12 protein-coding genes are annotated in these 13,655 nt (G+C 60.2%); 7 read left to right on the forward strand and 5 right to left on the reverse strand.

Translation table 11 applies throughout. The annotated features are described in order from the left end of the window. The first annotated feature begins 159 nt into the window (after positions 1-159). The 6 genes from pqqA (at position 160) to AACY50_RS25095 (ending at position 5,298) form a co-directional block, all read left to right on the forward strand. A complete protein-coding gene (pqqA, locus tag AACY50_RS25070; RefSeq protein WP_003422658.1) occupies positions 160-234 on the forward strand; it encodes a pyrroloquinoline quinone precursor peptide PqqA in 75 nt (24 codons plus the stop codon). An 81-nt stretch (positions 235-315) separates the two neighbouring features. Further along, positions 316-1,227, forward strand: a complete 912-nt coding sequence (pqqB, locus tag AACY50_RS25075) for a pyrroloquinoline quinone biosynthesis protein PqqB (protein WP_339430224.1) — start codon at positions 316-318, stop codon at positions 1,225-1,227. Between the two features lie 128 nt (positions 1,228-1,355). Then, positions 1,356-2,108 (forward strand): pyrroloquinoline-quinone synthase PqqC, encoded by a 753-nt coding sequence (gene pqqC, locus AACY50_RS25080; RefSeq protein WP_100846463.1) that lies wholly within the window; start codon positions 1,356-1,358, stop codon positions 2,106-2,108. Further along, positions 2,105-2,380: a pyrroloquinoline quinone biosynthesis peptide chaperone PqqD gene (gene pqqD / locus AACY50_RS25085; protein ID WP_041070005.1), complete on the forward strand. Its 276-nt coding sequence runs from the start codon at positions 2,105-2,107 to the stop codon at positions 2,378-2,380. Before pqqC ends, pqqD begins: the two co-directional genes overlap by 4 nt. Positions 2,381-2,387: 7 nt before the next feature. After that, complete coding sequence (gene pqqE / locus AACY50_RS25090) at positions 2,388-3,524, forward strand: pyrroloquinoline quinone biosynthesis protein PqqE (protein ID WP_401160105.1); 1,137 nt, start codon at positions 2,388-2,390, stop codon at positions 3,522-3,524. Beyond that, positions 3,490-5,298 (forward strand): alpha/beta hydrolase family protein, encoded by a 1,809-nt coding sequence (locus tag AACY50_RS25095; protein ID WP_339539313.1) that lies wholly within the window; start codon positions 3,490-3,492, stop codon positions 5,296-5,298. Before pqqE ends, AACY50_RS25095 begins: the two co-directional genes overlap by 35 nt. A 135-nt stretch (positions 5,299-5,433) precedes the next feature. Here the strand turns inward: AACY50_RS25095 and AACY50_RS25100 are convergent, their stop codons facing one another. After that, entirely contained in the window at positions 5,434-5,592 is a 159-nt protein-coding gene (locus AACY50_RS25100; protein ID WP_003228885.1) for a YqaE/Pmp3 family membrane protein, read from the reverse strand. Between the two features lie 196 nt (positions 5,593-5,788). Then, a complete protein-coding gene (locus AACY50_RS25105; protein WP_339495676.1) occupies positions 5,789-7,057 on the reverse strand; it encodes an aspartate aminotransferase family protein in 1,269 nt (422 codons plus the stop codon). Positions 7,058-7,226: 169 nt separating this feature from the next. On the opposite strand from AACY50_RS25105, the gene AACY50_RS25110 reads away from it, so the two are divergent. Next, a complete protein-coding gene (locus tag AACY50_RS25110; RefSeq protein WP_339464447.1) occupies positions 7,227-8,156 on the forward strand; it encodes a LysR family transcriptional regulator in 930 nt (309 codons plus the stop codon). Between the two features lie 226 nt (positions 8,157-8,382). Here the strand turns inward: AACY50_RS25110 and AACY50_RS25115 are convergent, their stop codons facing one another. The 3 genes from AACY50_RS25115 to AACY50_RS25125 all read right to left on the reverse strand — a co-directional run bounded on the left by AACY50_RS25115 (position 8,383) and on the right by AACY50_RS25125 (position 13,551). Further along, on the reverse strand, positions 8,383-10,161 hold the full coding sequence (locus AACY50_RS25115) for an acyl-CoA dehydrogenase C-terminal domain-containing protein (protein ID WP_339430229.1): 1,779 nt from the start codon (positions 10,159-10,161) through the stop codon (positions 8,383-8,385). 213 nt (positions 10,162-10,374) lie between these two features. Next, the gene (locus AACY50_RS25120; RefSeq protein ID WP_339539315.1) at positions 10,375-12,171 is read right to left on the reverse strand and encodes an acyl-CoA dehydrogenase C-terminal domain-containing protein; all 1,797 of its coding nucleotides are present in this window, start codon (positions 12,169-12,171) and stop codon (positions 10,375-10,377) included. 90 nt (positions 12,172-12,261) lie between these two features. After that, positions 12,262-13,551 (reverse strand): GGDEF domain-containing protein, encoded by a 1,290-nt coding sequence (locus AACY50_RS25125; protein ID WP_339430231.1) that lies wholly within the window; start codon positions 13,549-13,551, stop codon positions 12,262-12,264. Positions 13,552-13,655: the final 104 nt, after the last annotated feature.

Genomic DNA, 13,655 nt, shown 5'->3' on the forward strand with positions numbered 1-13,655 from the left:
TACCGAGGCTGCAAGGAGCTTTCTCAAAGATTCACGGACAATCCCTCTGAAATTTTGAGTAACATAGCCGCCTAACTATTTGGAACGTCCCTGCGCTGCCGTGGACTATACCTATGGATAGCGCTATCCCACCCGCCCTTTCAATGAAGGAGTCACCTGATGTCCTGGACAAAACCGGCTTATACCGACCTGCGTATCGGCTTCGAAGTCACCATGTACTTCGCCAGCCGCTGAGTTCTGCCTCGTCAGAATTGCAGTGCAACGCCTCGGCTCGCCGAGGCGTTTTATTTTCAGCGTTGAAATGATGGAGCGTTCATGTTCGTCCAGATTCTGGGTTCGGCCGCCGGTGGCGGTTTTCCGCAGTGGAACTGCAACTGCGTCAACTGTGCAGGCTTTCGCGACGGCAGCCTGAATGCCAAGGCCCGCACCCAATCGTCCATCGCCATTTCCGATGACGGCGTGAACTGGGTGTTGTGCAACGCCTCGCCGGACATCCGCGCCCAGTTGCAGAGCTTCGCTCCGATGCAACCGGGCCGTGCGCTGCGCGACACCGGGATCAGCGCGATCATCCTGATGGACAGCCAGATCGACCACACCACTGGCCTGCTAAGCCTGCGCGAAGGCTGCCCGCATCAGGTCTGGTGCACGGACATGGTTCACGAAGACCTGAGCACGGGTTTTCCGTTGTTCAAAATGCTCACCCACTGGAATGGCGGGTTGAACTGGAACCGCATCGAACTCGATCAAAGCTTCACCGTCGCCGCGTGCCCGAACCTGCGCTTCACCCCGCTGCCATTGCGCAGCGCCGCACCGCCCTACTCGCCGCATCGTTTCGACCCGCATCCGGGCGACAACATCGGCCTGATCGTCGAAGACTTGAAGACTGGCGGCAAACTGTTCTATGCCCCGGGTCTGGGCAAGGTTGACGCGCCGTTGCTCGAGATCATGGCGGGCAGCGATTGCCTGTTGGTCGACGGCACAATGTGGGACGACGATGAAATGCAGCGCCGTGGCGTCGGCACCCGCACCGGTCGCGAGATGGGCCATCTGGCGCAGAACGGCCCTGGCGGCATGCTCGAAGTGCTGGAACAGCTTCCCGAGCAACGCAAGGTGCTTATCCACATCAACAACACCAACCCGATTCTCGATGAGGATTCGCCGCAGCGCGCGGAACTGGCGCGGCGTGATGTTGAAGTGGCGTATGACGGCATGAGTATTGTGCTGTAGCGACCGGCCTCTTCGCGAGCACGCCCGCGCCCACAAGCAGACTGCATTCCAACGTGGGAGCGGGCTTGCTCGCGAAGGCATCAGACCAGACACCCAGGATCCCAACGGTTGTTCCCCGGAGAACCGCAATGACCGACCAACCGATGTCCCCCGCCGAATTCGAAGCGGCCCTGCGCGCCAAAGGCGCCTACTACCACATCCATCACCCGTATCACGTGGCGATGTACCAGGGCCGCGCCACCCGCGAACAGATTCAGGGCTGGGTTGCCAACCGCTTCTACTATCAGGTGAATATTCCGCTGAAAGACGCGGCCATCCTCGCCAACTGCCCGGATCGCGAAATCCGCCGCGAATGGATTCAGCGCCTGCTCGACCACGACGGCGCCCCCGGTGAAGACGGCGGCATCGAAGCGTGGTTGCGCTTGGGCCAAGCCGTCGGCCTCGATCCGGATCAACTGCGATCTCAGGAACTGGTGTTGCCCGGCGTGCGTTTCGCCGTCGACGCCTACGTCAACTTCGCCCGCCGGGCCAGTTGGCAGGAGGCCGCCAGCAGTTCACTGACCGAACTGTTCGCACCGCAGATCCACCAATCGCGCCTCGACAGTTGGCCGCAACATTACCCGTGGATCGACCCGGCCGGTTACGAATATTTCCGCACCCGCCTCGGCCAGGCGCGGCGCGATGTCGAGCATGGTCTGGCGATCACTCTCGAGCACTACAAGACCCGCGAGGGCCAGGAGCGCATGCTGGAAATTCTCCAGTTCAAACTGGACATTCTTTGGAGCATGCTCGATGCCATGAGCATGGCTTACGAACTGAACCGCCCGCCGTATCACAGCGTGACCGAGCAACGGGTCTGGCATAAAGGAATCACCTTATGAGTTTTGATCGCAGCAAGATCCCGACCTGGCGTCCCGGCTACCGCTTCCAGTACGAGCCGGCGCAGAAAGGCCATGTGCTGCTGTACCCCGAAGGCATGATCAAACTCAACGACAGCGCCGCGCTGATCGGCGGCTTGATCGACGGTGAACGCGATGTCGCGGCGATCATCGCCAAACTCGACGAGCAGTTCCCCGGCGTGCCCGAACTCGGTGACGACATCGAGCAATTCATGGAGGTTGCCCGTGCGCAGCACTGGATCGAACTTGCCTGATTCATCGGTGCAAGTACCGCCCAAGCCAGAGATCGGCCTGCCGCTGTGGCTGCTCGCCGAGCTGACCTACCGCTGCCCCCTGCAATGCCCGTACTGCTCCAATCCGCTGGATTTCGCCGAGCAGGGCAAAGAGCTGAGCACCGAGCAGTGGATCAAGGTGTTTGGCGAGGCGCGGGAAATGGGCGCGGCGCAATTGGGTTTTTCCGGTGGCGAACCGCTGGTGCGCCAGGATCTCGCCGAGCTGATCGGCGAGGCGCGCAAGCTTGGGTTCTACACCAACCTGATCACCTCGGGCATTGGGCTCACCGAGCAGAAAATCAGCGACTTCAAGAAGGCTGGCCTCGATCACATCCAGATCAGTTTTCAGGCCAGCGACGAGCAGGTGAACAATCTGCTCGCCGGCTCGAAAAAGGCTTTCGCACAGAAGCTGGAAATGGCCCGTGCGGTGAAGGCCCACGGCTATCCGATGGTGCTCAACTTTGTCACCCATCGGCACAACATCGACAAGATCGACCGCATCATCGAGCTGTGCATCGCGCTGGAAGCAGACTTCGTCGAGCTTGCCACCTGCCAGTTCTACGGTTGGGCGCAGCTCAATCGTGTCGGTCTGCTGCCGACCCAGGAACAACTGGTGCGCGCCGAACGTATCACCAACGAATACCGCGCCAAGCTGGAAGCCGAAGGGCATCCGTGCAAGCTGATTTTCGTCACCCCGGACTATTACGAAGAACGCCCGAAAGCCTGCATGAATGGCTGGGGCAGCATCTTTCTGACCGTCACACCGGACGGCACTGCCCTGCCCTGTCATGGCGCGCGACAACTGCCGGTACAATTTCCCAACGTGCGCGACCACAGCATGCAGCACATCTGGTACGACTCGTTCGGCTTCAACCGCTTTCGTGGGTACGACTGGATGCCCGAGCCGTGCCGCTCCTGCGACGAGAAGGAAAAGGACTTCGGCGGCTGTCGCTGCCAGGCGTTCATGCTCACGGGTGACGCGAGCAATGCCGACCCTGTGTGCAGCAAATCCGAACATCACGGTGTGATCCTCAAGGCCCGCGAAGAAGCCGAGCACGCCACTCAAACCATCGAACAACTGGCCTTTCGCAATGAACGAAACTCACGCCTCATCGCCAAAAGCTGAGCCTTTCAGCGCCGCTCAAGCCGTCGCCGCCGGGATGGATTTCGCCGAACTGCAACTGGGTAGCAACGGTTTGTTCTGGAATGAATATCGCCCGGAGGATGCGGCGTGCCGGATCTGGCATTGGCGCGATGGCCTGGCGAGATGTCTGACGCCCGAAGGTTTCAGCGTGCGCAGCCGCGTGTACGAATATGGCGGTGGCGCGTTTTGCCTGACACCCGACGGGGTGGTTTTCGTCGGAGAGGCGGATCAGCAGTTGTATCGACAGGCGCTGGATGGTCAGCCTGAAGCGCTGACGTCGGGTGAGTGTCGCTACGGCGATCTGCATGTTGCCCAGGGTCGGGTCTTGGCAGTGGAAGAACACCACGATCAACATCGCTTGGTCGCGATTGATCTGGCTGACAGCACGCGTCATGTGCTGGCCGAGGGCGCGGACTTTTATGCCGCGCCGATCATCAGCCCGGATGGCCAGCGTTTGGCGTGGATCGAGTGGAGCCGGCCGCATCAACCGTGGACTTCGACTCGGTTGATGGTGGCTGGGCGCTCGGCTGACGGGGGCTTTTCAGCACCACGTTGCCTGGCGGGTGACGGGGTTGAGGAGTCGATCCAGCAACCGCGATTCAATACCGAAAACCGCTTGTTTTGTCTGACTGATCGCGGCGGATTCTGGCAGCCGTGGGGCGAAACAGACGATGGTCTGCAAGCGTTGCCAAGCGCCGAAGCCGATCATGCGCCCGCGCCTTGGCAACTGGGTGGCTGTACTTGGTTACCCGTTGGCGACTCGTATCTGGGCAGTTGGAGTGAGGGCGGCTTCGGTCGTCTGACGCTCGACGGTGAAGACTTCACCGGCGACTACAGCCGCTTGCGTCATCTGGCACTGGATCAGCAATTCATCTATTGCATCGCGGCCTCGCCGATCAGCCCTTCGGCGGTGATCGCCATTGATCGCGCATCCCACGACGTAACAGTGCTGGCCGGTGGCGTCGCACCGTTGCCCGCCGAACGCATCAGCCGTCCACAAACCCTGCGTTACCCCAGCGGTTCGGGAGAGGCTCACGGGTTCTTTTATCCGGCCATGGGCGGTGAAGTGAAACCGCCGCTGGTGGTGTTCATCCATGGCGGCCCAACCTCGGCCTGCTACCCGATGCTTGACCCGCGCATCCAGTACTGGACGCAACGTGGCTTCGCCGTCGCTGACCTCAACTATCGCGGCAGCAGCGGTTATGGCCGCGAATATCGGCAGGCGTTGCATCTGAGCTGGGGCGATGTGGATGTCGAAGATGCTTGCGCAGTGGTGGGGTATCTCGCCGCACAAGGGCTGATCGACGCTGAACGTGCGTTCATCCGTGGCGGCAGCGCGGGCGGCTACACCACGCTTTGTGCCTTGGCGTTTCATCAGGTGTTTCGTGCCGGCGCCAGCGTTTATGGGGTCAGCGATCCGGTGGCGTTGGCTAGAGCGACGCACAAGTTCGAGGGGGATTATCTGGATTGGCTGATCGGCGATCCCGAGCAAGACGCCGAACGCTACGCCGCCCGCACGCCGTTGCTGCACGCAAGCAACATCCGCGTGCCGGTGATTTTCTTCCAGGGTGAACTGGATGCTGTCGTAGTGCCGCAACAGACCCGCGACATGGCCCAGGCGCTGGAGCGCAACGGCATTACGGTCGAGGCGCATTACTACGCCGATGAGCACCATGGCTTCCGCCGCGCAGTCAATCAGGCGCATGCGTTGGAGCAGGAGTGGACGTTTTATCGGCGGGTGATGTTGGCGGACTGAGATCCACGCCCACTTTCATCCATCGAGTCGCCCCATTCGCGAGCAAGCCCGCTCCCACAGGAGATTTGTGAACAACACACATCCAGTGCGGGAGCGGGCTTGCTCGCGAAGACTATTTACCTGACGCCGCAGAACTCAACGCTTGGCGATGATGTAAACCGCATGCACGATCCCGGGAATGTAGCCGCACAACGTCAGCAAAATGTTCAACCAGAACGCCCCGCCAAACCCGACCTGTAGAAACACACCCAGCGGCGGTAACAGAATAGCGATGATGATGCGAATAAAGTCCATGGGGCAGCTCCTGAGTGGGGGCTGGCTCATTTGAGCCATACAAGCTAATCGACCTTTGCCGTTCGTCAGGGTTCACTGCATCTGACTGCTGTTTGCCACTACTGCGTACAAAAAAACGCCCCACGCCAAAAGAATCAGGCGTAGGGCGTGCGTTATACCGCGAGACGGTTCTTGAATTCGGGTAAGACAGTTCGGATCAGACGGCAATCCCTTTGCGGCATTGCATCTGTGCGCCAAGCACGCGGGAGAAGGCTCGGGCCAGGCGCAGGAGCATTTCGTCGATGTTGGCTTTGCTGACAGTGAGCGCCGGGGTGAAGCGCAGGCAGTCGGGTTGCGCAGCGGTGAGCAGCAGGCCTTCGTGCCGTGCGGCCTGGACCACAGCTTCGGCTGAATCGTCCGACAGGGTGAGGCCCCAGAACAACCCTTGACCACGCAACTCGCCATGGCCGTAGCGATGAGCCAAACGCGCAAGACCTTCGCGCAGATGCTGGCCGTTGTCTTTGACCTGTTCAAGAAAGGCCCGGTCCTGCACGCTGTCGAGTACCACCAGACCGGCCGCTGTCATCAGCGCGTTGCCGTGATGGGTGCCGCCCAGTTCACCGGGTTCGAAACAGCAAGCCTTGCCTCGTGCCAGCAGCGCCGCCAATGGCACGCCACCACCCAGACCTTTGCCCAGTACGACGATATCGGCACGAACGCCGTAGGATTGTTCGGCAAGCAAGGTGCCGCAGCGGCCGATGCCGGTCTGCACTTCGTCGAGAATCAGCAGAATGCCCAACTCGCGGCACAGACGCTCAACGCCTTTGAGGTAATGCTCGGTGGCCGCAACCACCCCGGCATCGCTCTGGATCGGCTCCAGCATGATGGCCACGGTCTGCGCATCGACCGCCGCGTGCAGGGCCGGCAAATCGTTGAACGGCACGCGGTCGAAACCCGGCAGCAACGGAGCGAAACGGTTGTGCAGGTTGCCACTGTCCGACGCTGAAATCGTCGCCAGACTACGGCCATGACAGCCCTGTTTCGCAACGATGATCCGCGAGGCGCCACCGCGATGCAGTTGGCCCCACTTGCGCGCCAGTTTGATTGCCGCTTCACAGGCTTCGCTGCCGCTGTTGAGCAAATAAGCACGATCGCTGGAGGTGCTGGCGCACAGGCGTTCGACAAGGCTGAGCATGCCGCGATTGTGCAGGTTGAAACCAGAATTGATCAGCGCCTGGGCTTGACTGGTGATGGCTTTCACCAGCGCTGAAGGACTGTGACCGAGACTGTTGGCGCCGCCAGCCTGGGAAAAGTCCAGATAAGCCCGGTCGTTGCTGTCCCATAGCCAAGAACCCTGGCCCCGGACGAACACCTGGTGTGGTCGCTCGACGCTCGGCATCAGGCGCTCGCCGGTATCGGGCGGGGCGGCCTCGAATGAGAGGTCATCAAGGCTTGGCGTCTGGCGCCGCAAACTGAACAGATTCATTGAAAAAAACCTCGCTTGGGGTTTTTTGAACTGCCTATGCAAACACTGTCGAAGCGAACGTTATTCATCGCGCTTTCTGGCCCTGTAAACCTTGTGAATGCGGGTAGACTAGGCCCACTGACGGCTTCGAGCTATTTCGATTTCCCAGCATTTTCGATAAGTGTTACTTATGGATTTCAAACAACTGCGTTATTTCGTCGCGGTCTACGAAGAAGGCCATGTCGGCCGGGCTGCTGAGCGGCTGTCGATCTCGCAACCGGCGTTGTCGCAGCAGATCCGCCAGCTTGAGCAGAACCTCGACGTCACCCTGTTCGAACGCAGCAGCAAACGCCTGCTGCCGACGCTGGCTGCGCACACGCTGTACAACCACGCGCAGCCCTTGCTCGATGGCTTGCAACGGGCGCGCGAGGCGCTGGGTAACTTCAAGGGTCAGGCGTTGCGCACGCTGGCGATTGGTGTGCTGCAAACCGTACACACCGGCCTGGTGCCGCAACTGCTCGAACGCGTGCGCAAGGCCCAACCGCATCTCGTTGTGCAAATCTATGAGTTGACCGGGCTGGAGATCGAACGGCGCCTGCTCAATGGTTCGCTGGACATCGGCATCAGCTATCTACCACCGCGCCAACCGGGCCTCCATGGCGTGATGCTGTACGAAGATGAACTGACGCTGGTCATCCCGGCGGATCATCCATTGCGTGAATTCAAGAAAGTATCGATGCGCCAAGCGGCCGAATTGCCAATGTTGCTGCTGGGGGAAGAATTTCAGATTCGTCAGATCTGGCAGGCACAGCTGACCAGCCTCGGACGGCGCCCGCAGGTACAGGCCGAGCTGAACAATATGGTGGGGATTCTCGACAGTCTGCCGCACACCAAACTGGCGACGGTGCTGCCGGGACGTTCTCAGAAGGAGTACCACGATCAGGACCTGCTGTGGAAACCGCTGAGCGAACCTCGGGTGCCATTGAAAGTCGGGCTGGTGTGTCGCGATGTGCAACGTCAGCAGGCTTCTTTGGCGCTATTGCGCACATTGCTGGAAGAGGTGATGGCGCGTGAGGAGAGACCGCTTACAGGCGCATCGCCACTGGTCCCCTTGGCCTGAGACTTTTCTGCGGGAAAAAGAAAACCCCGCCGAAGCGGGGCTTTGCAGACTGTTTCCCTGACATCCATTTCACTCCGCCACCCTGGCAGAATCCTACGTGTCCGTGTTGTTGCTTTGCGCTTCCTGCGCGACGTCCATGAAATGTAGATTAGCTGTGGATCCAATCTACGCCTATGGGAGAACAGCATCATGTCACGTAAGCAAATGCTTACATGACGTTACATCATCAGAATTGCGCCGCCTCCAGCAGGAACAGCGACTCGCTGCCAGCCTTTACCGACGCGCTCAACGAATGAATACGCGGCAGCAGACGGGCGAAGTAGAAGCGTGCAGTGCCGAGCTTGCTGGCATAGAAATCTTCCTGCGCTTCTTTGCCCAATGCGGCTTTGGCCATCAATGCCCACATGTAGGCGTAAGCGGTGTAGCCAAACGCTTGCAAATATTCGACTGACGCCGCGCCGATTTCGTTCGGGTTGTTTTTTGCCCGATCCAGCAGCCATGCGGTCAACTCGTCAAGGGTGTCGACAGCCTCGTTCAGCGGCTTGGTGAATTCGCCCAGATCAGCACTGGCGGTTGCGGTGAAATGGCGGATCTCGTCAGCGAACAGTTTGTAGAACGCACCGCCGCTACCGACGATCTTGCGTCCGACCAGGTCCAGCGCCTGAATGCCGTTGGTGCCTTCGTAGATTTGGGTAATGCGTACGTCACGCACCAGTTGCTCCTGGCCCCATTCACGAATGTAGCCATGACCGCCGAAAATCTGCTGGCCGTGTACGGTGGTTTCCAGGCCTAGGTCGGTGAGGAATGCCTTGGCCACCGGCGTCAGCAACGCGACCAGATCTTCCGCACGCTTGCGCGTGGTCGCGTCTTCGCTGAACTTGGCGGTGTCGAGTTGCATCGCGACGTAGGTGGAGAACGCACGCCCACCTTCGTTCGAGGCTTTCATGGTCAGCAGCATGCGACGCACGTCCGGGTGGACGATGATAGGGTCAGCGACCTTGTCTTTGTTCTGCGCGCCGGTCGGCGAACGGCTCTGCAGCCGGTCACGGGCGTATTCAACGGCGTTCTGATACGAGCGCTCGCCAGTCGCCAGACCTTGAATACCGACGCCCAGACGTTCGTAGTTCATCATGGTGAACATCGCAGCCAGGCCCTTGTTCGGCTCGCCGACCAGATACCCGACGGCTTCGTCGAAGTTCATCACACAGGTCGCGGACGCCTGAATGCCCATCTTGTGTTCGATCGAACCGCAATTGGCCGGGTTACGCGCGCCCAGGCTGCCATCGGCATTGACCATGAACTTCGGCACCAGGAACAGCGAAATGCCTTTCGGACCGGCCGGCGCGTCCGGCAGTTTGGCCAACACCAGGTGGATGATGTTTTCAGTGAGGTCGTGTTCGCCACCGGTGATGAAGATCTTGGTGCCGCTGACCTTGTAGGAACCGTCGGCCTGCGGCTCGGCCTTGGTGCGGATGATGCCCAGGTCGGTGCCGGCATGCGGCTCGGTCAGGCACATGGAACCGGCCCAGACGCCGGCGTACATGTTTGGCAGGTACGCGGCTTTCAACTCTTCGCTGGCATGGGCGTTGATCGACAGGCAAGCACCGGCGGTCAGCATCGGGTACAGACCGAAGGACAGGCTGGCGGAGTTGACCATTTCTTCGACCTGGGCCGACACGGCTTTGGGCATGCCCATGCCACCGTATTGCGGATCACCGCCAACACCGACCCAGCCGCCTTCAGCGTAAGTCTGATAGGCCTGTGGGAAACCGGCGGGCGTGGTGACGGCACCGTCGGCCCAGTGACAACCTTCTTCGTCAGCGGCGCGGCTCAGCGGCGCAATGCTTTTGCTGGTGACCTTGCCAGCCTCTTCGAGAATCGCTTCAACCGTTTCAGCATCAACGGTCTCTGCCAGTGCCGGCAACTCAGCCCAGAGTTTGGCGACTTCGAATACTTCATTGAGGACGAAGCGCATATCGCGCAGCGGCGCTTTGTAGTCAGCCATGGCAAACCTCGCAAGATCTAAACAGGTGATTCGTGGAATGGTGCTTTCGTTGAGGCTGAGTGTACCTCAACAACTTTTGCGACACATAGGGTCAACCGGTGACTGATTTGTTATTTTTAGTCACCACAAAAAAGACCGCAGCCTTCGCCAGCGACCCAGGTAAAACGCGATTACCTGGAGAAGCCGACGAAGGCGGCGATCTTTTTTTTGCGCTTAGAGCGCAAATAGCTCTGCCGGCAGTTTCATCAGACAATCGCTACCCGCCTCGACCGCCGCACGATGCGCCGCCGTGCGCGGCAATAGCCGTTTGAAATAGAACTCGCACGTTGCCAGTTTCCCCCGAAGGTAATCCGCCTCACCCTCGCCCGCGTCCAGTTGCGCCTGCGCCACCTGCGCCATGCGCAGCCATAGATAGCCGAGAATGATGTAGCCGCTGTACATCAGATAGTCCACCGAGGCGGCACCGACTTCGTCCGGGTTCTTCATCGCCGCCATGCCGACCTTCATGGTCAGGTCGCCCCACTGCTGGTTCAGCTCGTTGAGCTGAGCGACAAAACTGCCCAGTTGCGCATGCTCAGCATTCGCCGCGCAGAACTTGTGGACGATTTTAGTGAAGCCCCGCAGCAGCTTGCCCTGACTGCCAAGCACCTTGCGCCCGAGCAGATCGAGCGCCTGAATGCCGTTGGTGCCCTCGTAGATCGGCGCAATCCGGCAGTCGCGAACCAACTGCTCCATGCCCCATTCACGAATGAACCCATGCCCGCCGAACACCTGCATGCCGTGGTTGGTCACTTCCAGCCCGGTGTCAGTCATGAACGCTTTGCAGATCGGCGTGAGGAACGCCAACAGGTCTTCGGCGTCCTGACGCGCTTGGGCATCGCCGCTCAGGTGCGCGACATCGAGCATCTGCGCGGTGAAGTAGGTCAGTGCACGATTGCCTTCGTTGAAGGCTTTCATGGTCAACAGCATGCGCCGCACATCCGGGTGGACGATGATCGGGTCGGCCGCTTTGTCCGGGGCTTTGGCGCCGGTCAGTGAGCGCATCTGCAAGCGGTCATTGGCGTATTTGATCGCACCCTGGAAACTCGCCTCGCCCAGACACAGCCCCTGCATGCCGGTACCAAGCCGTGCGTGGTTCATCATGGTGAACATGCAGTTCAGGCCCTTGTTCGGCTCACCGATCAGGAAGCCCTTGGCGCCGTCGAAGTTCAGCACGCAGGTGGCTGAAGCCTTGATGCCCATTTTGTGTTCGATCGAACCGCAGGACACGCCATTGCGCTCACCGGCCTCACCCGCAGCATCCGGCAAGAACTTCGGCACGATGAACAGCGAAATGCCCTTGGTGCCCGCCGGCGCGTCCGGCAGTTTGGCCAATACCAGATGGATGATGTTGTCGCTCATGTCGTGCTCGCCGGCAGAGATGAAAATCTTGCTGCCGGTGACCGCGTAACTGCCGTCAGCCTGGGGCACGGCACGAGTCTTGATGATGCCCAGATCAGTGCCGCAATGGGCCTCGGTCAGGCACATGGTGCCGGTCCATTGGCCGGCGGTGAGTTTGCTCAGGTAAGTGTCTTTCTGCTCGGCGGTGCCGTGGGCGTGGATCGCTGACATTGCGCCGTGGGTCAGCCCCGGGTACATGCCCCAGGACGTGTTGCTGGAGCCGACCATTTCACTGATCACCAGCCCCAACGAGCTCGGCAGGCCCTGGCCGCCATAAGTCGGATCCGCCGCCAGACCGTGCCAGCCGCCCTCGACATATTGTGCGAAGGCCTGCTTGAAGCCCGTAGGCGTTGTCACCACACCGTTGTCGAAATGGCAGCCCTCTTCGTCACCGCTGCGATTGAGCGGTGCCAGAACGTTCTCACAGAACTTCGCGCCCTCTTCAAGGATCGCGTTGATCATGTCCGGGCTGGCGTCATGCGCGCCGAGGGCGGCGTAGTTGGCGTGGAAGTCGAAGACGTGGTCGATCAGAAAGCGCATGTCGCGCAGGGGAGCTTTGTACTCGGGCATGGTGGCTTCTCCGTCAGCAGATTTCTTCAACCTACTGCCGGCTCCCCTGCCCCACAATCATTGTCCAGACGCTGAATGCGCCGTCATCACTCAACCGGCGGCAGTGTCCATGCGCACCGCGCCACGGCGGTTCTGTCCGAACGCCACCACGCAGTTACGCCCCGCGCCCTTGGCGCTGTAGAGCGCCTCGTCCGCGGACTTGAGCACTTGTTCGGGGTTGCGTTGCTCGACGCGTTCAGCGACGCCAATACTGACCGTGACCGAGACACTGGACGCACCGGAGCCGGCGCGGCGCTGACGACCTTGCTGATCATCCTGCGGGCGGTTTTCCTGATTGCGCAGTTGAATGTTGTAGGAAGCAATCGACTCGCGGATCACCTCAAGGTGCGGCATGCACTCCTCAAGGGTTTTGCCTGCAAACACCAGGGCGAATTCCTCACCGCCATAACGATACGCCCTACCGCCACCGCTGATTTTCGACAGCTTGCTGGCGACCAGACGCAAAACCTGGTCACCAACATCGTGGCCGTGGGTGTCGTTGAATTTCTTGAAGTGGTCGACGTCGCTCATCGCCAGCACGTAATTTCGGCCAAGGCGTTGCATGCGCTCGTTGAGCGCGCGCCGGCCCGGCAGCCCGGTCAGTTCATCGCGAAAGGCCATCTGATAAGCCTCGTGCGCCACCGCCGCCGCAATCATCAACATCACCTGACTGCACATGATGTTCAGGGTGAATGGCAGGATGAAGGTTTTCGGCAGCATCCAGAACACCCCGAGCAACCCGACCAGTTGCGCCGCGTGCAGCGGACGCGGATTGCGCCAGTACTGCCAGGCCAGCAACACAAAGGCCGAGATGAACACCGGATACGACAACTGGATCAGGCTCATCCACGCGCCGTGCAGCGCCGGCCAGCGGATTTCCGAAAGCCACATCAGCAGCGCTTGTGGGTAACTTTGCTCAAGCCCCAGCGCCACGCTGCCGAAGGCCAATAACACGGCAAACCGCGCGACCATGTCCTGAAACAAATGCGTACGCTCTTGCCAGGCAGCGAACACACCGAACAACAACGGCAGCAGCAGGCAGACCAGATGGAACACCACGGCAGCGTCTTCGCGCACCTTGCCGTTGTCGCGGTAATAATCGGTCTGGGTGTCGAGCAAAAAGTAGGCGATGTACACCGTGAGCATCAGAAACAGTTCGCGCTGACGTCGGTAAACCGCGCAGTAGGCACCGCCCAGCAGCAGTACCAGAGTCGGCAAAACGTTGAACAGCGACGTGAAGAACACGTTGAGGTCTTTGACGTACGCAGCCGCCAACCCCGCGAGCAACAACAGCAGTGAAGGTAGGAAATGGCTGAGACGTACAGCGGAAGAACGCGGCAAAGGGTAGAACTCCGACCCGGCAAAAGATGGCATTGTGCCTGCATTTTGAGCAGTTGAGCACATGCGGTGTGACGCGCGTCACATCGAAGCCTCTTTAACGGCAG

Origin of the sequence: Pseudomonas sp. RA_15y_Pfl2_54 (assembly GCF_963971015.1) — a bacterium.
Lineage (GTDB): Bacteria > Pseudomonadota > Gammaproteobacteria > Pseudomonadales > Pseudomonadaceae > Aquipseudomonas > Aquipseudomonas baetica_A.